Origin of the sequence: Pseudomonas fluorescens (assembly GCF_902497855.1) — a bacterium.
In the GTDB taxonomy this organism is placed as follows: Bacteria; Pseudomonadota; Gammaproteobacteria; order Pseudomonadales; family Pseudomonadaceae; genus Aquipseudomonas; species Aquipseudomonas fluorescens_BI.
Map to the genome: position 1 here is coordinate 882,430 of NZ_CABVHU010000001.1, position 22,654 is coordinate 905,083.

Annotated in this window: 19 protein-coding genes and 1 pseudogene; 10 read left to right on the forward strand and 10 right to left on the reverse strand. The window is 59.3% G+C overall.

What is annotated here, in order from left to right; all coding sequences use genetic code 11:
- The first annotated feature begins 93 nt into the window (after positions 1–93).
- Positions 94–1,452: a glutathione-disulfide reductase gene (gene gorA, locus F8N96_RS04230; RefSeq protein WP_150796708.1), complete on the forward strand. Its 1,359-nt coding sequence runs from the start codon at positions 94–96 to the stop codon at positions 1,450–1,452.
- On the opposite strand, the gene F8N96_RS04235 is transcribed toward gorA, so the two are convergent.
- Positions 1,449–2,465, reverse strand: a complete 1,017-nt coding sequence (locus F8N96_RS04235) for a DNA-binding protein (protein WP_150796709.1) — start codon at positions 2,463–2,465, stop codon at positions 1,449–1,451. The genes gorA and F8N96_RS04235 overlap by 4 nt on opposite strands.
- Positions 2,466–2,855: 390 nt before the next feature.
- On the opposite strand from F8N96_RS04235, the gene F8N96_RS04240 reads away from it, so the two are divergent.
- From F8N96_RS04240 to ahpF, 3 genes are all read left to right on the forward strand, one after another.
- The gene (locus F8N96_RS04240) at positions 2,856–3,794 is read left to right on the forward strand and encodes a site-specific integrase (protein ID WP_150796710.1); all 939 of its coding nucleotides are present in this window, start codon (positions 2,856–2,858) and stop codon (positions 3,792–3,794) included.
- Positions 3,795–3,991: 197 nt separating this feature from the next.
- Positions 3,992–4,555, forward strand: a complete 564-nt coding sequence (gene ahpC, locus F8N96_RS04245; protein WP_007975937.1) for an alkyl hydroperoxide reductase subunit C — start codon at positions 3,992–3,994, stop codon at positions 4,553–4,555.
- A 126-nt stretch (positions 4,556–4,681) separates the two neighbouring features.
- Positions 4,682–6,244: an alkyl hydroperoxide reductase subunit F gene (ahpF, locus tag F8N96_RS04250; protein ID WP_150796711.1), complete on the forward strand. Its 1,563-nt coding sequence runs from the start codon at positions 4,682–4,684 to the stop codon at positions 6,242–6,244.
- 199 nt (positions 6,245–6,443) lie between these two features.
- Here the strand turns inward: ahpF and gloA are convergent, their stop codons facing one another.
- Positions 6,444–6,965: a lactoylglutathione lyase gene (gene gloA / locus F8N96_RS04255; protein WP_150796712.1), complete on the reverse strand. Its 522-nt coding sequence runs from the start codon at positions 6,963–6,965 to the stop codon at positions 6,444–6,446.
- A 138-nt stretch (positions 6,966–7,103) separates the two neighbouring features.
- On the opposite strand from gloA, the gene F8N96_RS04260 reads away from it, so the two are divergent.
- The gene (locus F8N96_RS04260; protein ID WP_150796713.1) at positions 7,104–7,628 is read left to right on the forward strand and encodes a DUF4946 domain-containing protein; all 525 of its coding nucleotides are present in this window, start codon (positions 7,104–7,106) and stop codon (positions 7,626–7,628) included.
- 232 nt (positions 7,629–7,860) lie between these two features.
- Here F8N96_RS04260 and F8N96_RS04265 read toward each other — a convergent pair whose 3' ends face one another.
- Together F8N96_RS04265 and F8N96_RS04270 are read right to left on the reverse strand one after the other, a co-directional pair.
- Positions 7,861–8,226 (reverse strand): histone-like nucleoid-structuring protein, MvaT/MvaU family, encoded by a 366-nt coding sequence (locus tag F8N96_RS04265; protein ID WP_064678062.1) that lies wholly within the window; start codon positions 8,224–8,226, stop codon positions 7,861–7,863.
- Positions 8,227–8,460: 234 nt separating this feature from the next.
- A complete protein-coding gene (locus tag F8N96_RS04270; RefSeq protein WP_150796714.1) occupies positions 8,461–9,996 on the reverse strand; it encodes an EAL domain-containing protein in 1,536 nt (511 codons plus the stop codon).
- Between the two features lie 485 nt (positions 9,997–10,481).
- On the opposite strand from F8N96_RS04270, the gene hppD reads away from it, so the two are divergent.
- Positions 10,482–11,558: a 4-hydroxyphenylpyruvate dioxygenase gene (gene hppD / locus F8N96_RS04275; protein ID WP_150796715.1), complete on the forward strand. Its 1,077-nt coding sequence runs from the start codon at positions 10,482–10,484 to the stop codon at positions 11,556–11,558.
- Positions 11,559–11,655: 97 nt separating this feature from the next.
- Here the strand turns inward: hppD and rarD are convergent, their stop codons facing one another.
- Complete coding sequence (gene rarD / locus F8N96_RS04280; RefSeq protein ID WP_150796716.1) at positions 11,656–12,543, reverse strand: EamA family transporter RarD; 888 nt, start codon at positions 12,541–12,543, stop codon at positions 11,656–11,658.
- A 179-nt stretch (positions 12,544–12,722) separates the two neighbouring features.
- On the reverse strand, positions 12,723–13,736 hold the full coding sequence (locus F8N96_RS04285; RefSeq protein WP_150796717.1) for an aldo/keto reductase: 1,014 nt from the start codon (positions 13,734–13,736) through the stop codon (positions 12,723–12,725).
- 304 nt (positions 13,737–14,040) lie between these two features.
- Here F8N96_RS04285 and F8N96_RS04290 point away from each other — a divergent pair, with 304 nt between their 5' ends.
- From F8N96_RS04290 to F8N96_RS35015, 3 genes are all read left to right on the forward strand, one after another.
- Positions 14,041–15,162 (forward strand): sugar diacid recognition domain-containing protein, encoded by a 1,122-nt coding sequence (locus F8N96_RS04290; protein WP_150796718.1) that lies wholly within the window; start codon positions 14,041–14,043, stop codon positions 15,160–15,162.
- 374 nt (positions 15,163–15,536) lie between these two features.
- Entirely contained in the window at positions 15,537–16,679 is a 1,143-nt protein-coding gene (locus tag F8N96_RS04295; RefSeq protein ID WP_150796719.1) for a glycerate kinase, read from the forward strand.
- Positions 16,680–16,958: 279 nt separating this feature from the next.
- Positions 16,959–17,705 (forward strand): hypothetical protein, encoded by a 747-nt coding sequence (locus tag F8N96_RS35015; RefSeq protein ID WP_191635336.1) that lies wholly within the window; start codon positions 16,959–16,961, stop codon positions 17,703–17,705.
- Between the two features lie 45 nt (positions 17,706–17,750).
- Here the strand turns inward: F8N96_RS35015 and F8N96_RS04300 are convergent.
- From F8N96_RS04300 to F8N96_RS04310, 3 genes and pseudogenes are all read right to left on the reverse strand, one after another.
- Positions 17,751–18,038: pseudogene (locus F8N96_RS04300) on the reverse strand (RHS repeat-associated core domain-containing protein); the annotation flags it as partial.
- Between the two features lie 750 nt (positions 18,039–18,788).
- Positions 18,789–19,517: a response regulator transcription factor gene (locus F8N96_RS04305; protein WP_150796720.1), complete on the reverse strand. Its 729-nt coding sequence runs from the start codon at positions 19,515–19,517 to the stop codon at positions 18,789–18,791.
- Between the two features lie 51 nt (positions 19,518–19,568).
- The gene (locus F8N96_RS04310; protein ID WP_150796721.1) at positions 19,569–19,853 is read right to left on the reverse strand and encodes a LuxR family transcriptional regulator; all 285 of its coding nucleotides are present in this window, start codon (positions 19,851–19,853) and stop codon (positions 19,569–19,571) included.
- 477 nt (positions 19,854–20,330) lie between these two features.
- On the opposite strand from F8N96_RS04310, the gene F8N96_RS04315 reads away from it, so the two are divergent.
- Positions 20,331–21,518, forward strand: coding sequence for a pyridoxal phosphate-dependent aminotransferase (locus F8N96_RS04315; protein ID WP_150796722.1), 1,188 nt, complete (start codon positions 20,331–20,333; stop codon positions 21,516–21,518).
- 144 nt (positions 21,519–21,662) lie between these two features.
- Here the strand turns inward: F8N96_RS04315 and F8N96_RS04320 are convergent, their stop codons facing one another.
- A complete protein-coding gene (locus tag F8N96_RS04320; RefSeq protein WP_150796723.1) occupies positions 21,663–22,640 on the reverse strand; it encodes an NAD(P)-dependent oxidoreductase in 978 nt (325 codons plus the stop codon).
- Between the last annotated feature and the right edge of the window lie 14 nt (positions 22,641–22,654).

Below are 22,654 nucleotides of genomic sequence, written 5' to 3' on the forward strand. Positions count from 1 at the left end.
GGGTGGCTTTTTCTTTTTCCGGCCCCACATCCTGTGCAGCGCTTGCCCAACGGACGTCTGCAGGTATGCTGGTAGCCTGCCGAGGAGAAAGAAATGGCCTACGATTTTGACCTTTATGTGATTGGCGCCGGTTCCGGCGGTGTGCGGGCTGCGCGGTTTGCGGCGGGTTTTGGCGCGAAAGTGGCCGTGGCCGAGAGCCGCTATCTGGGTGGTACGTGCGTGAACGTCGGTTGCGTGCCGAAGAAGTTGCTGGTCTACGGCGCGCACTTTGCCGAAGACTTCGAGCAGTCTTCCGGTTTTGGCTGGACCCCGGGCGAGGCGAAGTTCGATTGGGCGACGCTGATCGCCAACAAGGATCGCGAGATCAATCGCCTGAATGGCATCTATCGCAACCTGCTGGTCAACAGTGGCGTGACCTTGCATGAAGGTCACGCCAAGATCGTCGACCCGCATACGGTCGAGTTCAATGGCGAACGCTTCACCGCCAACAACATTCTGATTGCCACTGGCGGCTGGCCGCAGATTCCGGAGATTCCGGGGCATGAGCACGCGATCAGTTCCAACCAGGCGTTTTTCCTCAAGGAGCTGCCCAAGCGCGTGCTGGTGGTGGGTGGCGGTTACATTGCCGTCGAGTTCGCCGGGATTTTCCACGGCCTGGGCGCCGACACCACCTTGCTCTATCGCGGTGAGCTGTTCCTGCGTGGCTTCGACGGTGCGGTGCGCAAGCACCTGCAGGAAGAGCTGACCAAGCGCGGCATGGGTCTGCAATTCAATGCCGACATCGAGCGCATCGACAAGCAGGCCGATGGCAGCTTGAAAGTCACACTCAAGGACGGTCGCGAGCTGGAAGCCGATTGCGTGTTCTACGCCACCGGCCGGCGCCCGATGCTGGACAACCTTGGGTTGGAAAACACCGGGGTCAAGCTCGACAAGAAAGGCTTCGTCGAGGTCGATGAGCAATATCAGACCGCCGAGCCGTCGATCCTGGCCCTGGGCGATGTCATCGGTCGGGTTCAGCTGACGCCGGTCGCCCTGGCCGAAGGCATGGCGGTGGCGCGACGCCTGTTCAAGCCTGAGCAATATCGCCCGGTGGATTACAAGATGATCCCGACGGCGGTGTTCAGCCTGCCGAACATCGGCACCGTCGGTTTGACCGAGGAGGAGGCCCGGGAGGCCGGGCACGAGGTGGTGATCTTCGAAAGCCGTTTCCGGCCGATGAAGCTGACCCTGACCGAATGCCAGGAGCGCACGCTGATGAAGCTGGTGGTGGACGGCAAGACCGACAAGGTGCTGGGTTGCCACATGGTCGGTCCGGATGCCGGTGAAATCGTCCAAGGCCTGGCGATTGCCTTGAAGGCCGGCGCGACCAAGCGTGACTTCGACGAAACCATCGGCGTGCACCCGACGGCCGCCGAAGAGTTCGTCACCATGCGGTCGCCGGTCGCCGGTTAATCGTCCTTCTGCTGTTCTGCTGCGTCGGGCGCTGTCGCAACGACGGCCGCCAGGCGCAGTTGCTCCAGCTGCGACTGGGCCTGCGTCAACTCAGCTTCCAGTGATTTGTTGGCCTGGGCGTGTTCCTCGACACTCTGTTTGAGTGACTGACTTTCCAGCAGGGCAGTGCGCAAGCGTTCCTGGAGGAGGGTGCGCTCGCTGTCGATGCGATTGGCCTGTTCCAGCAACTGGTCCTGGCGATGGTGGGTTTGCTTGAGCTGTTCCTGCAGGAGGCTCAACTCGCGCAGCGTTCCTCGGTTCTCCGTCAGCAGGCGCTCATTGTCACGGTGCAGCTGGGTGATTTCATCCTGACGCACCAGTGCGCTTTGCTGGGCCTGGCGCAATTCCATCTGAATCTGCTGCACCTGGCCTTCATGACGGCTTTGCTCCTGCTCGCGCTGCTCTTTGACGGCGTTGCGGTAGTGCTCCAGCGCATCGCGCGAATGCAGGTGTTTCTCTTCAAGGGAGCGGATCTGCTCGTCCTTGTCTTGCAGGCGTAATTCGAAATCAGCCAATGCCTGGTTCAGTCCGGCGTTGCGGGTTTGCTCGCCTTGCAACAGGGCGCGGGTGCTTTCCAGTGCTTCGGATTCCTGGGTGTAGGCCAGGCTTTGAATTTCGTATTGCTGCTGCAACAGCGTGTTGGCTTTCCGGGCTTCGGTCAGTTGAGTGTCAAGCTCTGTGCGCTGTTGCTCGAACTGCGCGCGTGCCTGATCGATCGGTTCCTGGGCCTGCTCCCTCAGGCGCTGCGCCAGGTGCGAGACCAGTGCTGCGAGCTCGTCGTCGAGGGGTTCGGAAGAAGACTCGGCCGGTTCGGTGCCGTCATCCAGTTCTTTCAGATAACGGTGGATGGTGGTTTTCGAACCGGTGTTGCCCATTTCGATCCGGACCGCATCGATGCTCGGGTTTTCGCCGCGGGCGAGGATTGCCAATCGGGCCGTTTGGACCACTGCTTTGTTGATGCCGCCACGGGCCATGTGCTCTCCTACGATTTCGTAATGTGGTACGTACCACTTAATACACATTGTACCACGCCTGGTGGAAAGTTAAATATGCGTATGTTTATGACCCGGGATATACTGGTGTTACCCCGTGTGAGAGCGTTTCCAAGATGTTCATCGCTCTATTTCCGTACGCAAACCCCTGTAGGAGCTGGCTTGCCAGCGAAAGCGGTGTGTCAGTCGACCCATTTTTGACTGGACGGACGCCTTCGCTGGCAAGCCAGCTCCTACAGGGGGCGGTGTCAATTTCGGGATTGGCGTACAAAACCCGAGAGCGCCGGGGGCATTCAGGCAGCACGCGTTATCGTTCACGTCCATCGTCGGAGCGCCGCCCGGAGCAAGCTCGCTCCTACAGAGGTTATGTTCATGAGTGAGCTGGATCGTTATCTGCAAGCCGCCACCCGCGACAACACCCGTCGCAGCTACCGGGCGGCCATCGAGCACTTCGAAGGCAGTTGGGGCGGATTTCTGCCGGCAACGGCCGATAGCATCGCGCGCTACCTGGTGGCGTATGCCGGTGAGCTGTCGATCAACACCCTGAAGCTGCGCTTGTCGGCCCTGGCGCAATGGCACAACAGTCAGGGTTTTGCCGATCCGACCAAAGCGCCGGTGGTGCGCAAAGTATTTAAAGGCATTCGCGCGCTGCATCCGGCGCAGGAGAAGCAGGCCGAGCCATTGCAACTGCAGCACCTCGAGCAGGCAGTGGCCTGGCTGGAGCAAGAGGCGCAAACCGCGAAATCTGCAAACAATCAACCGGTGCTGCTGCGGGCAAAGCGCGACACAGCGCTGATCCTGCTGGGCTTCTGGCGTGGCTTTCGCAGCGATGAGTTGTGTCGCCTGCAGATCGAGCACGTGCAAGCGAGCGCCGGTGCCGGCATCACGCTGTACCTGCCGCGCAGCAAGAGCGACCGGGAAAACCTCGGCAAGACCTATCAGACACCGGCTTTGCAGCGGTTGTGTCCGGTGCAGGCGTACATCGACTGGATCAGCACGGCGGCGTTGGTTCGTGGCCCGGTGTTTCGCGGGATCGACCGTTGGGGCCACTTGAGCGAGGAGGGATTGCACGCCAACAGCGTGATCCCGTTATTGCGCCAGGCGCTGGAGCGCGCGGGGATTCCCGCGGAACACTACACCAGCCATTCCCTGCGCCGCGGCTTCGCCACCTGGGCGCATCAGAGCGGATGGGATTTGAAATCGTTGATGAGCTACGTCGGCTGGAAGGACATGAAGTCGGCCATGCGCTACGTTGACGCCAACCCGTTTCCGGTGATGCCGCGGATCGTTGAAAAGCCCGTGATCTCCTAGCAGCATTCTCAATCCATTGCCCCGTAGCGCTGTGGGAACCCATTGAGAAAAGTCCCTAGGAGCGTTTTCTTCTATTAATACTGTTCGCTAATAGCGAAAACCAATCAGCAGCATGAGGTTTGCCAATGAGCCATCGGGAGATTGAATAGGTAGGATTCATTCCATCAACTTATTCAACCCCTGACGGAGAGTCATCGATGCCTATCATCAACAGCCAAGTTAAACCGTTCAAAGCTGACGCCTTCAAAAATGGCGACTTCGTAAAAGTGTCGGACGCTGACCTGAAAGGCAAATGGTCTGTCGTATTCTTCTACCCAGCCGACTTCACCTTCGTTTGCCCGACCGAACTGGAAGACCTGGCCGACAACTACGACGCGTTCCAGAAGCTGGGCGTCGAGATCTACAGCGTTTCCACCGATACCCACTTTGCCCATGCTGCCTGGCACAACACTTCGCCAGCCATCGGCAAAATCCAGTACACCATGATCGGTGACCCGACCCACGCCATCTCCCGCAACTTCGACGTGCTGATCGAAGAAGCCGGTCTGGCTGACCGCGGCACCTTCGTGATCAACCCTGAAGGCCAGATCAAAATCGTCGAGCTGAACGACGGTGGCGTAGGCCGTGACGCTTCCGAGTTGCTGCGCAAAATCAAGGCTGCTCAATACGTCGCTGCTCACCCGGGCCAGGTTTGCCCAGCCAAGTGGAAAGAAGGCGAGGCCACGCTGGCTCCGTCCCTGGACCTGGTCGGCAAGATCTAAGTCTGTGACACGCTTGATCAGGGCGGCACTCCGCACCTCCTGAGTACGCTGCACCGCCCAATAAAAACGCCCGGGCGAGATTCGCTCGGGCGTTTTTTTTACACACTGAAAAAGGAAATCGCCCGTATGTTGGACGCCAATCTTAAAACCCAGTTGAAGTCATACCTGGAACGGGTCACCCAACCGATCGAGATCGTTGCCTCCCTCGACGACGGTGCGAAATCCAGGGAAATGCTCGAACTCTTGAAAGACGTTGCCAGTCTTTCCAGCCAGATTACCTTGCTCGACAACGGTGATGATGCACGCAAACCATCGTTCTCGATCAATCGCCCGGGTGCCGATATCAGCCTGCGTTTTGCCGGCATCCCCATGGGCCACGAATTCACTTCCCTGGTGCTGGCCTTGCTGCAAGTCGGCGGCCACCCATCGAAGGCCAGTGTCGAGGTGATCGAACAGATCCGTTCGCTCAAGGGCGAGTTCAACTTCGAGACTTACTTCTCGCTGTCCTGCCAGAACTGCCCGGACGTGGTCCAGGCCCTGAACCTGATGGCCGTGTTGAACCCCGGCATCCGCCACGTCGCCATCGACGGCGCGCTGTTCCAGGCCGAAGTCGACGAGCGCCAGATCATGGCCGTGCCCAGTGTCTACCTCAACGGCGTGAACTTCGGCCAGGGTCGCATGGGCCTGGAAGAAATCCTCGCCAGGATCGACACCAGCGGCATCGAGCGCCAGGCCGAGAAAATCAGCGCCAAACAAGCCTTTGACGTACTGGTGGTCGGCGGTGGCCCGGCTGGTGCTTCGGCAGCGATCTACGCCGCCCGTAAAGGCATTCGCACCGGTGTCGCGGCCGAGCGTTTTGGTGGGCAGGTGCTGGACACCATGGCCATCGAGAACTTCATCTCGGTACAGGAAACCGAAGGGCCGAAACTGGCCGTGGCCCTGGAAGAACACGTCAAGCAGTACGACGTCGACATCATGAACCTGCAACGGGCCGACAAGCTGGTGCCGGGCAAGAACGGCGAGCTGAACGAAGTCCACTTCGCCAGCGGCGCGACATTGAAAGCCAGGACCGTGATCCTCGCGACCGGTGCACGCTGGCGTGAAATGAACGTCCCCGGTGAGCAGCAATACCGCAACAAGGGCGTGGCGTACTGCCCGCACTGTGACGGTCCGCTGTTCAAAGGCAAGCGGGTGGCGGTGATCGGCGGCGGTAACTCCGGCGTCGAAGCGGCCATCGACCTGGCCGGCATCGTGTCCCATGTGACGCTGCTCGAATTCGACGTGCAACTGCGCGCCGACGCGGTCCTGCAGCGCAAGTTGCACAGCCTGCCGAACGTCACCGTGATAACCAGTGCGCAAACCACCGAAGTGACCGGCGACGGGCAGAAGGTCAATGGCCTGCGCTATAAGGATCGTCAGTCGGACGAGCTGCGGACGGTGGAGCTGGAAGGGATCTTCGTGCAGATCGGTCTGCTGCCCAACACCGATTGGCTCAAAGGTACCATCGAGTTGTCGCCGCGTGGCGAGATCATCGTCGATGCCCGGGGCGAGACGTCGGTGCCGGGGGTGTTTGCGGCCGGTGATGTGACGACTGTGCCATACAAGCAGATCGTGATTGCGGTGGGCGAGGGGGCAAAGGCTTCCCTGAGCGCGTTCGATCACTTGATCCGGACGTCAGCCCCGGCATAAAAGCCGGCGCTGAAAACATAAAAAACCCATGAGCGATCATGGGTTTTTTGTGCGCGCCGTTGCACGCTTTACGGATCGTTCCCACGCTCTGCGTGGGAATGCAGCCCGGGACGCTCCGCGTCCCAAAAGCGTGACGCAGAGCGTCACTGAAGACGTTACCACGCAGAGCGTGGGAACGATCAGTGGCAGCGAGCTTTCTTTACAGCGGGGCGGGCTGGATGATTTCGACCCAATAGGCATCCGGATCCTTGATGAACGCCAGGCTCTTCATACGGCCGTCGTTCAGGCGTTTCTGGAAATCGCAGCCCAGGGCCTCGAAGCGCTCGCAGGCGGCGACGATGTCGGGCACCGAGATGCAGATGTGGCCGAAACCGCGCGGGTCGGTGTTGCCGTTGTGGTAGGCAAAATCCGCGTCGTTTTCGGTGCCGTGGTTGTGGGTCAGTTCGAGAATGCCGGGGATCGACTTCATCCACTCGGTGCGCGCCGCGGCGTCGGCCGGGATCTGTTCCTTAGCGACCAGCGCCAGGAAGTACAGGCTGAATTCGGCTTCCGGGAAGTCGCGTTTTTCCACCAGCGAAAAACCGAGGATCCGGGTGTAGAAGTCCAGGGACTTGGTGATGTCCTTGACCCGCAGCATGGTGTGGTTGAAGACGAACTTGTGGGTCGCGGTGTCAGGCTGGGCGGTCACGCCGGGGAAGGTGTTCAATTCGTGCAGGCTCATGGGCCCTCCGGACAATAAGTGGGGCTAGCGAATGGTGACCATGATACGCAAGGGCACGGGCATCACCAAACTTCGGCTATTGCCTGGGCGACGTGCGAGGCTCAGACTTTACGGATCAACCCCTGAGTATTCATTGTAATGATTCGATTCTGCCCATCGATGTTCGTTTTGCTGAGTGTGTTCTGGGCTGCGACCACCGCTCACGCCGATGCGCCAGTCGTGACCTGGCCTGCCGGCTGGCAAGTCGAAGCCGTCCCGCAAGATCCAGCCAATGCCCAGGTGTCGCGCCAGCGTGCGGTGAAAACCGATCAAGGCGGCACACCGGTGATGGTGATGGAATTGACCATGACCCAGGTGCAAAGCGGCCACCAGGTGAATCTGCAGGGTGTATTGCTGGAGATGCGCAAGTCGGTGCAGAAAGACTTCTTCCAAGGCGGCTATCAAAGTGTCTGCAACAAGATTCACCCCACTCGCTTGAGCCGCCTGGAGGCGCTGGAAACTACCTGCACCATCACCCAGAACGGTCGTCATGTGCTGTCTCAAACTTTGGTGGCCGCCGTGGATGCCGATAAGGCCTATGTTTTTTCCTCCGCGGGGCAGGCGGACGCTTATAAGGCAAGTCAGGGTGAAATAGACGCTGCCCGTAACAGTTTGAAACTTTAGTTGAAGATTTCAATGCACTGCAGGGTGTTAGTACTTATCGACATTTTTAGATAGCCGATGGGACTAAGCACACTGTAGGAGCGAGCTTGCTCCGGGCGGCGTTCCGACGATGGATTCCAGAACACCGCGTACTATCCAGCAAACACGCGTTATCGTTGGCGACCATCGCGAGCAAGCTTGCTCCTACAACAGCATGGCCTGCATTGCAGGGCTTTTTTATTACCGCGAGTACTTAACCACGCAGCCAGGAATCCACGGTATCAACACCGTATTGTTCCTTCCAGGCTTTCAGGCCGCGGTGGTTGCCGCCCTTGGTTTCGATCAGTTCACCGGTGTGCGGATTCTGATAGACCTTGACCACGCGAGCGCGGCGGGTTTTCGGTGCTGCGGCCTGTTGCAGACCGGATTTTCCCGGGTTCGGATCGAGAATGGCGATGACGTCGCGCAGGCTTTTGCCATAGTTTTTCATCAGCCCCTGGAGCTTTTCTTCGAATTCGATTTCTTTCTTGAGCCCGGCATCGTTCTTCAGGGCTTCCAACTGCTTGAGCTGTTCCTGAAGGGCCTTTTCAGCTGCACGAAATTCAGCGAGTCTGGACAATATCTTTACTCCAATAGTGTATTTGGCTGATACCAACCGCAAACAAGGCTATAAGCCAAGCGCCTTGTAGCGACTCGGTGATAATGGCTCACCTGCCAATCTTTGCGCAGGCATGAAAAATTGTAGTAGTTAATGGGCCAAGAGTAAATCCTGTCTGGTTTTTCATGTAACTACACTAGCCTGTTGATTCAAGTCGGTGCACCGCCGCTCTATCTCGTCGCTTTTAGCGGCTAGTTAATGGTGACTTAATGCTTTAATGAACTCTGCACCGGGCATTGGCCGGCCAAACAGATAACCTTGCAGGAAGTTCACGCCGTGGGCGGTCAGGTAATCACTTTGCTCTGCGGTTTCCACGCCCTCGGCGACGATGGCCAGATCGAGCTTGGCCGAGAGTTCGATAATGGTGTCGAGTATGTGCCGGGAGAGGGCGTCGACCCCGATCATGGCGACAAAACTCTGGTCGATTTTCAGGAAGTCCACGTTGAATTGACGCAGATAACCCAGGCTCGAGTGGCCGGTGCCAAAGTCGTCGATCGCGATCATCACGCCGAGCCCGTGCAGCTGTTCGAACAATTGATGGGTCATGGCCGTGGGCTCGATCAGTTCGCGCTCGGTCAATTCCAGCACCAGGCTGATCGAGCCCGGTGCGAAAGCCTTGATGAACTCGCGACACTCCTCGATCAGATCCAGGTTCCTGCAATGACTGGCGGTGATGTTGATGCCGATGTGGAACGGCGCTTTGAACGACGCGGACAGGGGCGCCAGCAACGCGGCGGTCTGTTGCATCAATGCGCGGGTCATCGGCACGATCAGCCCGGAGTACTCGGCAAACGGGATGAACAGGTCCGGGCGCACCAGGCCTTCCTTCGGGTGATTCCAGCGCATCAGTACTTCGCAGCCGGACCACTGCTTGCTATCGCCATGGACCACCGGCTGAAAGTAGGGAATGAACTCCGCGGCTTCCATCGCGCGCTGCATTTCACGGCTGGGCGACAGGGTGCGCTTTTGCACAAAATGCCCGATCGAGCCGGACACCGCGCCGAAAAAGAGCAGCAAGCTGAACAGTGGCGGATACTCGCTTTTCATATAGCGCCAGGTTTCGCCCTCGGGGAAACCGGCTGCCACGGTAAAAGCATATCGCGAGGAAGTCAGCACGCTTTGCGCCACCGCAAAGTGGGGCAGGGCACCGTCATGGAAGCGGCCATCGGCGGACAACCAATTCGGGCCAACTTGCAATACCAGCAAGGTCTTGCGATCGATCAGGCGCAGTACATTACTCAGATGATAACCGTCCAGGTTGCTCATGGCCCCCTGTTTGCCTGCGCTGAGTCGATACACCAGCACCGCGCTATCCGGCGTGACCAGGTTGCCCTTCATCAACGACAAGCGGCCTTTGCTGTAGTCGCCGGCAGCGAGCTTTTGCTGATAGTCGCCAAACAGGGAACTGCAATAAAGGGTGTTGTCCCACACCAGGCTGGTCGAGCGTACGAAGGGGCGGCGGGTGACCTGTTCGCGCAGGGCCAGATTGACATCCAGGCAGCTTTGGCCCGCCAACGGCAGCAATTCGCGCGCGGCCTCGGCGGTGTTGTCGAACATCAGTTCGAACTGGCGCACGGCTTCTTCCGCCGTCAGCCGGGTACTTTGTTGCAGTGTGCGTTCGGCCTGCATATGGAGAATGGCGCCCCCCAGCAAGACCGGGAGTAAACCGCTCAAAACGGTCACGGCAATCCTGATGCCGCGTTTGCGGCGGCTTTTGACGTTCAGTGGCATTCGTGGAACCTGTTACGGTGAAAGAGGGCTCTCAAATGCAGGCAGGACGACAATAAGCCTCCCCAAAAGAGTTCAGGTAGCCGGCATGATAGATCGACTTGGGGGCTTTTGCCGATCAACGGTAGTCCAGGCTCGTGACTGATTTGAAACAAGCCAATGCCGCTGGCGGGGATTTTTCTGTGCAACAAACCCCTTGCGCGCGCAGGGAAAAAGGGGATTTGATACAGAAGGCGGACAAAATGATTTACGCTGTGTAGAATCGGGTTACGCATATAAGAATAATCGTCTTCTGGCAGCAGAAGCCTCGCCCGTCATAGCCTTGGGTCGACAATGAAGATATTTGGGTTTCAATTGATCTACGGTGACTTCCTCGCCCGCAGCGTTCGGGGAATCTCCTGCGCGCCTCCCGCCAGTCTCAGCATTGCCAGCAACTAACGATCCGTTACTTTCAGCTGTTGATTCTAAAAGCATGATGAGGCGCCAAAATGGCAGATTTATACGAAAACCCAATGGGCCTGATGGGCTTTGAATTCATCGAATTCGCATCGCCAACCCCCAACACCCTGGAGCCGATCTTCCAGATCATGGGCTTCACCAAGGTCGCGACCCATCGCTCCAAGGACGTGCACCTGTATCGCCAGGGCGCGATCAACCTGATCCTCAACAACGAACCCAACAGCGTTGCATCCTACTTCGCGGCCGAACACGGTCCATCGGTGTGCGGCATGGCGTTCCGGGTCAAGGATTCGCAGAAGGCCTACAAGCGTGCCCTGGAACTCGGCGCCCAGCCGATCCACATCGAGACCGGCCCGATGGAGCTGCACCTGCCGGCGATCAAAGGCATCGGCGGTGCGCCGCTGTACCTGATCGACCGTTTTGGCGAAGGCAGCTCGATCTACGACATCGACTTCGTGTTCATCGAAGGCGTTGACCGCAACCCGGTCGGGGCCGGCCTGAAGATCATCGATCACCTGACCCACAACGTTTATCGCGGGCGCATGGCCTATTGGGCCAACTTCTACGAGAAGCTGTTCAACTTCCGCGAGATCCGCTACTTCGACATCAAGGGCGAGTACACCGGCCTGACCTCCAAGGCGATGACCGCGCCGGACGGCATGATCCGCATCCCGTTGAACGAAGAGTCGTCCAAGGGCGCCGGGCAGATCGAAGAGTTCCTGATGCAGTTCAACGGCGAGGGCATCCAGCACGTGGCCTTCCTCAGCGAGGACCTGCTCAAGACCTGGGATCACTTGAAAAGCATCGGCATGCGCTTCATGACCGCGCCGCCGGAAACCTACTACGAGATGCTTGAAGGCCGTTTGCCGAATCACGGCGAGCCGGTCGACGAACTGCAGGCGCGGGGCATTTTGCTGGACGGTTCGTCGGAGTCGGGCGACAAGCGTTTGCTGCTGCAGATCTTCTCGGAAACCCTGATGGGCCCGGTGTTCTTCGAGTTCATCCAGCGCAAAGGCGACGATGGCTTCGGTGAAGGCAACTTCAAGGCACTGTTCGAATCGATCGAGCGTGATCAGGTTCGTCGGGGTGTGCTTTCCACCGACTAAACCGCTAGCGCCATAAAACCACGCCCAATGTAGGAGCGAGGCTTGCCCGCGAAGCTTTTAGCGTCTTCAATGACGCCTTCGCGGGCAAGCTCCGCTCCTACATTGGTTTGCGGCGTTGCCGAACGAGGTGCTTGAACCCTTCAAACACCAGCACCACCACCGCCATCCAGATCGGAATGTAGGTCAGCCATTCCCCGGGCTTGATGCTTTCCCCCAGCAACAACGCCACCCCGAGCAACAGCACCGGTTCGACATAGCTCAACAAACCGAACAGGCTGAACGGCAGCAAGCGGCTGGCGATGATGTAGACCACCAGCGCCGAGGCACTGATCACCCCGAGCAACGGGATCAGCAGCGACAGCCATGGATGTTGCTCGAACACGCCGAAGCCTTGTGCGCCGCTTTGCACGAACCACAGCGCCACCGGCAGCATCAAGGCCATGTCCATCCACAAGCCGCCGAGGTTGTCGGTCGCCAGGCGCTTGCGCAGGATGAAGTACAGCGGATAACCGACGACGACCAGCAAGGTCGCCCAGGAAAAACCGCCGACCTGATACAGCTCGTTGAGCACGCCGAGGGACGCGAAGAATACCGCCACCTTTTGCAGGTAGGACAGACGCTCGCCATAGGCGACCCGCCCGGTCAGGACCATGGACAGCGGCAACAGGAAATAGCCCAGGGACACATCGAGGCTATAGCCGTTGAGCGGAGCCCACATGAACAGCCAGAGTTGCAGGCCGAGCAGCGTTGCCGAAAGGACCATGCCGGCGAGCAATTGTGGTTGGCTGACCAGCCGCCGAAACAGGGCGATCACCCGTTTCCATTCGCCGGAGACCACCATGAACACGGTCATGCAGGGCAGTGTCAGCAGCATGCGCCAGCCGAAGATTTCCACGCCGCTCAGGGGGGAGAGCAGCGAGGTGAAGTAATACATGACGGCAAACAGCACCGAGGCCGAGACCGATAAAGCGATACCTTTAGACAAACTGCCCTCGCGAGGTTGAACGTGAAACGGGCCGCAGAGGATACGTGGTTTTCGAGCCGAATATTGACCGATCAATCAACACCGGCCCGATCAGTGTAGGCGCGAGGCTTGCCCGCGAAGAACGATGATGCGGTGGGCCTGCAAAACCGTGCCGCATGTTTCGCGGGCAAGCCTCGCTCCTACAAGGGCAGGGGTTTGCGGCCGGACACGAAATGGCTCACATCATTGAACCCCGGCGTCGACGCATGCCCCGGCGTCACCAGCGAATCAATGAACGCTTCATCCTCAGCCGTGATCTTCACGGCCTGGGCTTTGGTGTAGGCGTCCCATTGCTCCTCGGTCCGCGGGCCGACAATCGCCGACGTCACCGCGCTGTTGTTCAATACCCAGGCAATCGCGAACTCGACAATACCCACCCCACGGTTCTGGGTGTACGCGTGGATCTGCTGCGCAATACGCAGGGACTCAACCCGCCACTCGGTTTCCAGAATGCGTTTATCCGCACGTCCGGCACGGCTATTGGCGTCAGGCTGCACATCCGGCGCGTACTTGCCGCTGAGCACCCCGCGCGCCAACGGACTGTAAGGCACCACGCCCAGGCTATAGGTCTGCGCAGCAGTGATCTGCTCGGTTTCGGCCTGGCGGTTGACGATGTTGTACAGCGGCTGACTGATCACCGGCCGGTCGACGCCCAGTGTGTCCGCCACGCGAATCACCTCGGCAATGCGCCAGCCGCGGTAGTTCGACAAACCCCAGTAGCGGATCTTGCCCTGGCGAATCAGGTCGCCGATGGCCGACACCGTGACCTCCAGCGGCGTGTTGTGATCCTCGCGGTGCAGGTAATAAATGTCCAGGTAGTCGGTGCCCAGGCGCGTCAGGCTGGCGTCGATGCCGTTGAACATATGCTTGCGACTCAGCCCGCTGCGGTTCGGCACACCGTCCACCGGGCCGAAACCGATCTTGGTCGCCAGCACCCATTCGTGGCGATTGCCGGCAATCGCTTCGCCGACGATTTCCTCGGAGCGGCCGTGGGTGTAGACGTCGGCAGTGTCGATGAAATTGATGCCCTGGTCCCAGGCCTTGTCGATGATTCGCAGGGAATCCTCGGTGCTGGTCTGTTCGCCGAACATCATGGTGCCCAGGGTCAGGGTCGACACCTGCAGACCCGAGTGCCCCAGCGTGCGGTAGCTCATGACGAAATCCTTTTACCAGTGGGAAAGGCTCAATCAAATACCAGAACAACCGCCGGGGGCAAACACAATAATCAAACAACGCAGATCAAACTGTAGGAGCTGGCTTGCCAGCGATAGCGGTGTGTCTGGCGACATCTTTATCGACTGTGAAGACGCCTTCGCCGGCAAGCCGGCTCCTACAGGGGGGGCGCAGATACGACATCGTAGGCAGATGCGCTTTATTATGATTTTTCGCGAAGCGAGGGTAACGTTGATCGCCGGGTGAATCTCGCCCAGCCCCCTCTCGCTTTCAAGGATCACCCCTATGTTCGAACTCGATCACGACCTGGCGCAGGACATCGTCGACCGGGCGATGGCCATCCTGCCGTACAACGTCAACGTCATGGACAGCCAGGGGCTGATCCTCGGCAGCGGCGAACCGGAGCGGGTCAACACCCGGCATGAAGGCGCGCAACTGGTGCTGGCCAATGCACGGGTGGTGGAGATCGACGCCCAGACCGCGATCCATCTCAAAGGCGTGCAGCCGGGCATCAACCTGCCGCTGCTGCTCGACCAGCGCCTGATCGGCGTGCTCGGCATCACCGGCGAACCGGAGCAGTTGCGCACCTACGCCGAACTGGTGCGCATGACTGCCGAGATGCTGGTGGCCCAGCGTAATCAACAGGCCGAGCAACAGTGGCGACGCCAGCGGTGTGATGACCTGCTGGCGTTGCTGCTCAGCGACGCCGGTGATTCACCGCGGCTGATCGACGAAGCACAACAATTGGGGCTCAAGCCACGGATGAACCGGGTGCCGTATCTGTTTGAACTGGGGATGGAGCAGGGGCCGGGGCAAACCGTCGAAGCGCTCAGCGCCTGGCTGACCTCGCGCCACCCGGACAGTTGGTGCATCGGCTCGGCCAAGTCCTCGTTGCTGTGGTGCCGACCGGCCAGCCAGGCCGTCGAGCACGAACGCCTGCTGGAAAAGCTCGACGGTCTGGGCTGGAACATCCTGCGCATCGCGGTGGGCGAGCAGGCCGACGGGTTGTCGGGGCTGCGTCGTTGCAATCGGCAGGTCGGGGACTTGCTGGCCTATGGGCGCGACATAGTGCCCCGAAACCGTTTGCTGACGTTGAACCGCTATCGACTGCCGGTGATGCTCTGGCGCCATCGTAACGACGACGCCCTGGACGAACTGCTCAAGCCCCTGCGCAAAGTCATCGCCAAGGACGGCAACGGTCAACTGCTGGCGACCTTGCGCAGCTGGTGCGACCACGATGGCCAGAGCCAGGCCTGTGCTGAAGCACTGGGCATCCACCGCAACAGCCTGCGCTACCGGATGGAACGCATTGCCGAACTCAGCGGCGTCGATCCCTTGCGCCTGGACGGCATGCTCGCGCTGTATCTCGGCGTTCAACTATTGCCAGACACCGACGCAAAACCATAAACGACACATTCCCTGTAGGAGCGAGCTTGCTCGCGATGGACGTGAACGTTAACGCGTGTTTCCTAGTGGGTCGCGTCAGCTTCAAGACCATCGCGAGCAAGCTCGCTCCTACATGGAGGCTGCGTTGCACAAAAAATCTGTGCTTCACCACAGAACTCTGTAGGAGCGAGCTTGCTCGCGATGGACGTGAACGATAACGCGTGTTTCCTGATGGGTCGCGTCAGCTTCAAGACCATCGCGAGCAAGCTCACTCCTACATGGAGGCACGGGTTTTGTGACAATGAACAATGAACCCGATCGTAATTTGTGCCGCGGACTGGCGTCATTGTTGATGCCAACTGGCAGCATGAGGGCATTGGACCAGGAGAATTCCCATGAAAATCGTCATCGCCCCCGATTCGTTCAAAGACAGCCTCAGCGCGCAAGGCGTGGCCGATGCCATTGCCCTCGGCCTGGCAGAGGTCTGGCCCGATGCGCAACTGATCAAATGCCCGATGGCCGACGGCGGGGAGGGGACGATTGAATCGGTTCTGGCGGCTTGTGATGGCCAACTGCGCCGGACCGAGGTCCGCGGCCCACTGGGCGCAACGGTCAATGCCACTTGGGGCTGGTTGCCCGACAGCCACACCGCGATCATCGAAATGGCCGAAGCCAGCGGTCTGCAGTTGGTGCCGCTCAACCAGCGCGACGCCTGCATCAGCAGCACCTTCGGCACCGGCCAATTAATCCGCGCCGCACTCGATGCCGGCGCGCAACGGGTGATCTTGGCCATTGGCGGCAGCGCCACTAATGACGGCGGCGCCGGGGCGATGCAAGCCTTGGGTGTGAAGCTGCTCGACGCACAGGGCAAGGCACTCGAGCCCGGTGGTTTGGCGCTCCGGCACCTGGCCTGCATCGAACTGGGCGACATCGACCCCCGTCTGGCAACAGTGCGCTTCGACATCGCCGCCGACGTCGACAATCCGCTGTGCGGCCCCCACGGCGCCTCAGCCATTTTCGGCCCGCAAAAAGGCGCCTCGCCCGAGCAGGTCCAGCAACTGGATCACGCCTTAGGACACTTCGCCGAGCACTGCGCCCAAGCCCTGAACAAAGACGTGCGCGACGAACCGGGCAGTGGCGCGGCAGGCGGCCTGGGGTTTGCCGCCAAGGCCTTTCTCGACGCGCAATTTCAAGCCGGCGTTGAAGTGGTGGCCGAACTGGTCGGCCTGGCCGAAGCGGTAAAGAATGCCGGCCTGGTGATCACCGGCGAGGGTCGTTTCGATGCCCAGACCCTGCGCGGCAAAACGCCGTTTGGTGTCGCACGCATTGCTCGCGAACACGGCGTGCCGGTCATCGTCATCGCCGGTACCTTGGGTGAGGACTATCAAGCGCTGTATGCCCACGGCATCGATGCCGCGTTTGCCTTGGCGAGCGGGCCGATGACACTGGCGCAAGCCTGCAGCGAAGCGCCGCGCCTGTTGCATGACCGGGCGAGCGATATCGCGCGGGTCTGGCGGATGGCCGCACGCAAGGTCTGACTCTTCCTTGGCAAGGCGACTACTCCGGCGGGCCTGCGGGGCGTGGAGCGCCACCCCTCTTGTGGCGCCTTGGGCCATAGTGCCCTAAAAAAAAGCCGAAAATATGCAGGTACCTGTCAACTTTGACAGTTACGCGGTTTCATAAAAAAAGCTTTACTGCTCCCACGCGCAGAACGACGGGAAGCGTTTGGGTAGTGCCCGCAGTATTCGGTCTGCTTTTCGAACTGAAGCGCCACGGAACGTCCAGGGCGCCTGATGGTGAATACGGAGAGCGACAACATGACAGGTTCAGACAAAAAAGAGCAGAAGCTTGCGTCAAACGAATTCGCATCAGGCGGGGCGGCGCCACTGCTGGTCCAGGACCCGGACGTTTCTGCTTTTGTAATAAAGGATGATCCCCTGGGATTGATCCCTCGGGCAAAGCTCGATACAGATCAAAAAACAACGATAGCAACATGGGACGGAAGTCTTCCCACCAACCCCGCAAGAACTGAATATTTCAGGTTGCAGGTAGCCCGTGCGGGCAGTAATGAATGGACCTTGCTGCAAGAACATCCCTATGTAGGTCGTGCTAACCTGCTGACCCAGGTCAACGCCAATGGCGTGACCGAAACCAGCGAGTGGTATGACAAGGCTGGCGAGCAGGACGAGCAAGGCCATTGGCTCTGCCCGGCCGACCCGCAGGGATTCGTGCGCAACCTCAAGAGCAAAACCGTCACCCCGGCCCAATCCAAATATGGCAAGGCCCCGACCCTGGAAACCAGCTATCGCTATACAGCAGAGTTGGGCCTGGCAAATGCCGGCCCCTGGTTGGCGATGGCGGATGAGACGCTGATGCAGGTCGGTATTGGACAGGCCAAGACACTGCAAGTGGCGGCCTACAAATACATCAATGAACCGAACAATCCTCTTGAGCATGGGCGCAAGCTTCAGGACACCGTAACCCTGGACGGTAACCCCCTGACTTACCGGAGAGCTCTTCGCCGTTTTAGCTACCGTTTTCGATGTTCGACGAAACGGTCCTGATATGAATTTCCAAAACCTGCCCAGCCCAAGCACATGCCCTGTCGGATCCGTAAAGTTGACAGGATCACCACCGCAATAGGCGTAAGTGTTTATCCCCCCCTCTCCGAATGGACTTCGATCATCTGGAGCGTAAAACCGCATCAACCCCGGATTAAACGCCCGATACCCATTCCCCAGCAAATACCAGCCAACATGCGCTTCACGCACTTCCCCGTTGTACCCCAAAACCCCCATCCCACCCGCCGAGTGTCCATACGGCGAATAAGCAATTTCCCGACTATCGTCAAGGCCGACTTCGCACAGCACGCTGTTCTTGTCGTCCCCGCCCAGCATCAGAACTTTGGGCGAGCACCTTCCTGGCGCTCGGCGAGCACGACTCCTTGCGCACGCACAACAGTAAGAAGGTCGTCATCGCCCTGGAGCCGGTTCTTCAACTCTCCATTCTGGTAATAACGCTTCTCGCTGCTGCCACCGGAGCTGCTGCCATCCAGCGTATCCAGCGGGTCGTAGTGATAGTCATTAAGTGTCTGGGTTGTAGTCGTAACGGGTAATCGTAGTATTTCTTATGGCCCACCTCGTCTGCAGGATTTATACCCAGAGAAGACGGGGGCCGCCTTTGACTATCGGTTTCGGGATAGAAAATGGGCGCTTGATCCATCACTTGCTGGCCAGACACCGGGAAGAAAGCCGTCCGTTAACCTGTCGTCGGGATTTGACTCCGAAATTGGCTCACTTCCAAGCAGCACGTCGTCTAGCCTCTCAGGGAGCACGTCGAGTAGCGTGAAAACTCAACGCGCGCTATCGTCTTTTGATTTTCTCGACAACATGCCATCTTCATCAAACACTGGATATGTCGACCATTCAACTCGAGGGCAAATGCCACTTCCTGAATCAGTACCAGCTCAAAGATCACTTCCTGCCCCGGTTAAACGCGCACCGAAGCCAGTGAAAGCCCAGCCTTCCGCTCAAACAAAACCCCAGCCCACGGAAGCTGAACAGCGGAGAATAAGACAGGAGGGAATGGAGGAAAAAAGAGCAGAAGATAGAAAAAGGGGCGAAAGGTTTCAATGACAGGCTAGGCACCTAAAATTTCAACCCACTCACCCGAGCAAACTCCACCAACCCACCGTCATGGCCAAGTCCCAACTTGTCCATGGCGGTGCGTTTTTGTCGGCTGATGGTTTTTTCGCTGCGGTTGAGCTGGGCGGCGATCTGTCGGCCGGACAGGCCCTGGACGAACAACCGCACCACTTCCAGTTCCCTTTGGGAAAGGCTGGCCAATGGCGTGCAAGCGCCGGAGTAGGGCAAGGCACGGGCATCCAGAATCCCTGCAAATGTCGGGCACAGGTAGCGGCGTCCTTTAGTGACGGTGTGCACGGCCTGTCTCAGTTCGCGCAAGGGGCTGCGTTTGTCAAACAGCCCGATTACGCCATGGTTGAGCAATGCCTGCAGCAGTGAAGGATTACGCAACATGGTCATCACGATCAGAGGCAGGTGGTTGAAGTGCCGCTTGAGGTAACCCATCAATGCCAGGCCGTCAGGAAAATGCCCATAGGGCATTGAGTAATCGCTGATCAACAGATCGCAGGGGGTGCACCGCAAATGGTGGATCAACTCATCGGCGTCCTGCGCCTGGGCAACGATCGAGACCGTGTCGCCGAGGGCCATTTCCGCACCCATCAGCACCACGGGGTGATCGTCGGCAAGGATAATGCGCAGGGCTTTGTTCGAAGGGGGCCTGTGCGATACCGGCGTATCGTCACAGGCATTGGCGCGGGAGGGGTCAAGCCGTTTGCTGTGTTGCAGATTCATGCAGTACCTCAACAGGGTCATTCTCAGGCTGACCGCTGCGGAGGAACCGGTTCAAGGCGTTTGAATCAAACCTTGTTCCAGCGCCATGACCATGGCAATCCAGCGCGATCTCACGCCAAATTTTCGGCGAATGTTACAAAAGTGATAATTCACACCGGCCTCGGTGCAGTCGACAATCTGGGCGATTTCCCAGGACGACTTGCCAATGGCGCTCCATTGCAAGACTTCCTTTTCCCGGGCGGTGAGCTTGATCGCGTGGGGTTGCTTGCACTCCTGTGGCTGGAAACTGACCTGGGCGGGTAGTGGCTGGATTGAGGCTGTAGTGGAGCGGTACATAACTGAATCTCCCATTCATCATCATTGACGGCGTGGGCGCGGCAGAATCTTCCTACTTCGTGAAGGGATGGTTCGCGCGGCCGTCCTTCAGCCACCTGGATCCGGCTGGAGGCACGTTCTCCTTATAGCGCGATTAATCCGCCTTGGAACCTGTCACAAATTACAGGTAGGCGACTTTAATCAGGTCACAGGGAAAGCGCTGTCAGCTAATGCGAACTCTATCTGTAGGAGTATTCGCTTCATTCGTCAGTCGCGCATTTTTAAAGTTAAGTTATTGATTTAAGGTACTTTTGGTAGGGATGGTCAGCAAGTCGACCAGTCGCCCCCCAAAGATTTCCACCGTGAATCACCCGGCATGGGCAACCGCCCGCCATCCGATAAACGGAGTGCCTGCAACCAGCGATTGAAATGCCAGGGTGGCGCGTTTGGTGAATTGAGATAGGGTTGACTCAGGAACCTGCGCGACTGGAGAACTACATGCGCTATTCAGGCTTGACCCAACGCATCGCCGGAGAAGGCGCCGCGGCCTGGCAGATACACAATCGCGCATTGCTATTGCGCGAACAGGGCGTCGATATACTGCTGCTTTCGGTCGGCGACCCGGATTTCGATACCCCGCAACCTATCGTTCTAGCCGCCATAGACAGCTTGTTGGCGGGTGACACCCATTACTCGGAAGTCCGCGGCAACCGTCGGTTACGCGACAGCATCGCCCGTCGCCATCAGCGACAGAGCGGGCAGGCGGTGGATGCCGAGCATGTGATCGTCATGCCCGGTGCCCAGTGTGCGGTGTATTCGGTGGCGCAATGCCTGCTCGATCCGGGGGACGAGGTGATAGTGGCCGAACCGATGTACGTGACTTATGAGGGCGTGTTCGGCGCCATTGGCGCCAAAGTCGTGCCTGTTGCGGTGCGCCCGGAGAACGGCTTCCGGGTCGATCCCGGGGATGTCGCGGCGCTGATCACGCCACGAACCCGGGCCATATTGCTCAACAGTCCGAACAACCCTTCCGGGGCGAGCCTGTCCCTGAAAACCTGGCAGGCACTGGCGTCGTTGTGCATTCGGCATGACGTGTGGCTGATCAGTGACGAGGTGTACAGCGATCTGCTGTACGAGGGCGACCACATCAGCCCGGCCAGCCTGCCGGGCATGGCCGAACGCACCGCGACCATCAACAGCCTGTCCAAATCCCACGCCATGAGTGGCTGGCGGGTGGGCTGGGTGATTGGGCCCAAGCCCTTGGCCGATCACCTGGAGCATCTGTCGTTGTGCATGCTGTTCGGTATTCCGGAGTTCGTGCAGAAGGCGGCGCAACGGGCCCTGCAGGAGGAACTGCCTGAGGTGGCGTTGATGCGCGAGGAGTATCGCCAGCGCCGCGACCTGGTGTGCGCGAGCTTGCACGGCTGCGCGGGCCTGCGCCCGATACGCCCGGATGGCGGGATGTTCGTGATGGTCGACGTGCGCCAGACCGGCCTGTCGGCCCAGCGCTTTGCCGAGCGACTGCTGGACGGTTATGGCGTCTCGGTGCTGGCCGGCGAAGCATTCGGGCCGAGTGCGGCAGGGCATATCCGGATCGGGCTGGTGGTGGACAGGCGCAAGCTGGCCGTTGCGTGTCAGCGGATTGCGTCGTGTGCGTCGCAGCTTCTGGAGGCGCGGCGGGCCTGAAGATTTGAGTTGTCAGTGCTGGCCTTTTCGCTGGCAAGCCAGCTCCTACAGGGGATCTGCGGCGTACACAATATTTGTGTTCGATACAGACCCCCTGTAGGAGCTGGCTTGCCAGCGAAGACTATCTCATAAACGCTGGATCCATCAGACCTTCCACGCTCGCACATTCACCAAATTAGCCGGCCGTTCCCCGGCCAACGCCGCCAGTAGATTATCCACCGCACACCGGGCCATGGCCTCGCGCGTCTCATGGGTCGCCGAGCCGATGTGCGGCGTCGCCACCACATTGTTCAACCGCAACAAAGGCGAGTCCGGGTTCAACGGCTCACGCTCGAACACATCCAGCCCCGCCGCCCGAATCTGCCCGTCGCGCAATGCCTCGATCATGGCCGCTTCATCCACCACCTTGCCTCGAGAGATGTTGATGAAGATCGTTTCAGGCCCCATCAGGGCAAATTCTTGAGCACCAATCAGCCCTTCGGTTGCAGCCGTCAGTGGCAGTGTGAGGCAGACGAAATCAGCCTCCTGCAACAACTCGGGCAGGCTCCTGTACTGCGCATCGAATCGCTGTTCCACCGCCGGTTTCGGCGTTTGGCTGTGGTAGATCACCGGCATGCCAAAGCCGAAATGCCCGCGCTGGGCCAGCGCCTCGCCGATCCGTCCCATGCCGATGATGCCTAGGGTCTTGCCATGCACGTCGGTGCCGAACTGTGCTGGGCCGACATTGCGCGTCCACTCGCCGGCGCGAACCACGTTCGCCAGTTCCACCACGCGCCGGGCAGTGGCCAGGATCAGCGCGAACCCGGTGTCGGCGGTGGTTTCGGTCAACACATCGGGGGTGTTGCTCAGCAGGATCCGTCGTTCGGTCAGGTCATCAATGTCGTAATTGTCGACGCCCACGGAAACGCTGGCGATGGCCTGCAGATGAGGCGCCAGGTCGAGCAGTCCGGCATCCAGTTTCAGGCTCGCGCCGAGCAAGCCATGAGCGCGGGGCAGGGCGGCGCGCAGCCTGGCCAGGCCTTCGCTGTCGAGGGTGTCGATCAGCGTCACCTCGGCCTGCGCTTGCAGGCGAGCCATCAGCGGGGGCGAGAGTTTCTTGTACAGCACAACCTGCTTTTTCATTGTCGTCATCTCAA

Excerpts from the sequence above, each read along its gene's own strand:
- gorA (WP_150796708.1), top strand. The coding sequence starts at position 94 with ATGGCCTACGATTTTGACCTTTATGTGATTGGCGCCGGTTCCGGCGGT.
- F8N96_RS04235 (WP_150796709.1), bottom strand. The coding sequence starts at position 2,465 with ATGGCCCGTGGCGGCATCAACAAAGCAGTGGTCCAAACGGCCCGATTG.
- F8N96_RS04240 (WP_150796710.1), top strand. The coding sequence starts at position 2,856 with ATGAGTGAGCTGGATCGTTATCTGCAAGCCGCCACCCGCGACAACACC.
- ahpC (WP_007975937.1), top strand. The coding sequence starts at position 3,992 with ATGCCTATCATCAACAGCCAAGTTAAACCGTTCAAAGCTGACGCCTTC.
- ahpF (WP_150796711.1), top strand. The coding sequence starts at position 4,682 with ATGTTGGACGCCAATCTTAAAACCCAGTTGAAGTCATACCTGGAACGG.
- gloA (WP_150796712.1), bottom strand. The coding sequence starts at position 6,965 with ATGAGCCTGCACGAATTGAACACCTTCCCCGGCGTGACCGCCCAGCCT.
- F8N96_RS04260 (WP_150796713.1), top strand. The coding sequence starts at position 7,104 with ATGATTCGATTCTGCCCATCGATGTTCGTTTTGCTGAGTGTGTTCTGG.
- F8N96_RS04270 (WP_150796714.1), bottom strand. The coding sequence starts at position 9,996 with ATGCCACTGAACGTCAAAAGCCGCCGCAAACGCGGCATCAGGATTGCC.
- hppD (WP_150796715.1), top strand. The coding sequence starts at position 10,482 with ATGGCAGATTTATACGAAAACCCAATGGGCCTGATGGGCTTTGAATTC.
- F8N96_RS04285 (WP_150796717.1), bottom strand. The coding sequence starts at position 13,736 with ATGAGCTACCGCACGCTGGGGCACTCGGGTCTGCAGGTGTCGACCCTG.
- F8N96_RS04290 (WP_150796718.1), top strand. The coding sequence starts at position 14,041 with ATGTTCGAACTCGATCACGACCTGGCGCAGGACATCGTCGACCGGGCG.
- F8N96_RS04295 (WP_150796719.1), top strand. The coding sequence starts at position 15,537 with ATGAAAATCGTCATCGCCCCCGATTCGTTCAAAGACAGCCTCAGCGCG.
- F8N96_RS35015 (WP_191635336.1), top strand. The coding sequence starts at position 16,959 with ATGACAGGTTCAGACAAAAAAGAGCAGAAGCTTGCGTCAAACGAATTC.
- F8N96_RS04305 (WP_150796720.1), bottom strand. The coding sequence starts at position 19,517 with ATGAATCTGCAACACAGCAAACGGCTTGACCCCTCCCGCGCCAATGCC.
- F8N96_RS04310 (WP_150796721.1), bottom strand. The coding sequence starts at position 19,853 with ATGTACCGCTCCACTACAGCCTCAATCCAGCCACTACCCGCCCAGGTC.
- F8N96_RS04315 (WP_150796722.1), top strand. The coding sequence starts at position 20,331 with ATGCGCTATTCAGGCTTGACCCAACGCATCGCCGGAGAAGGCGCCGCG.
- F8N96_RS04320 (WP_150796723.1), bottom strand. The coding sequence starts at position 22,640 with ATGAAAAAGCAGGTTGTGCTGTACAAGAAACTCTCGCCCCCGCTGATG.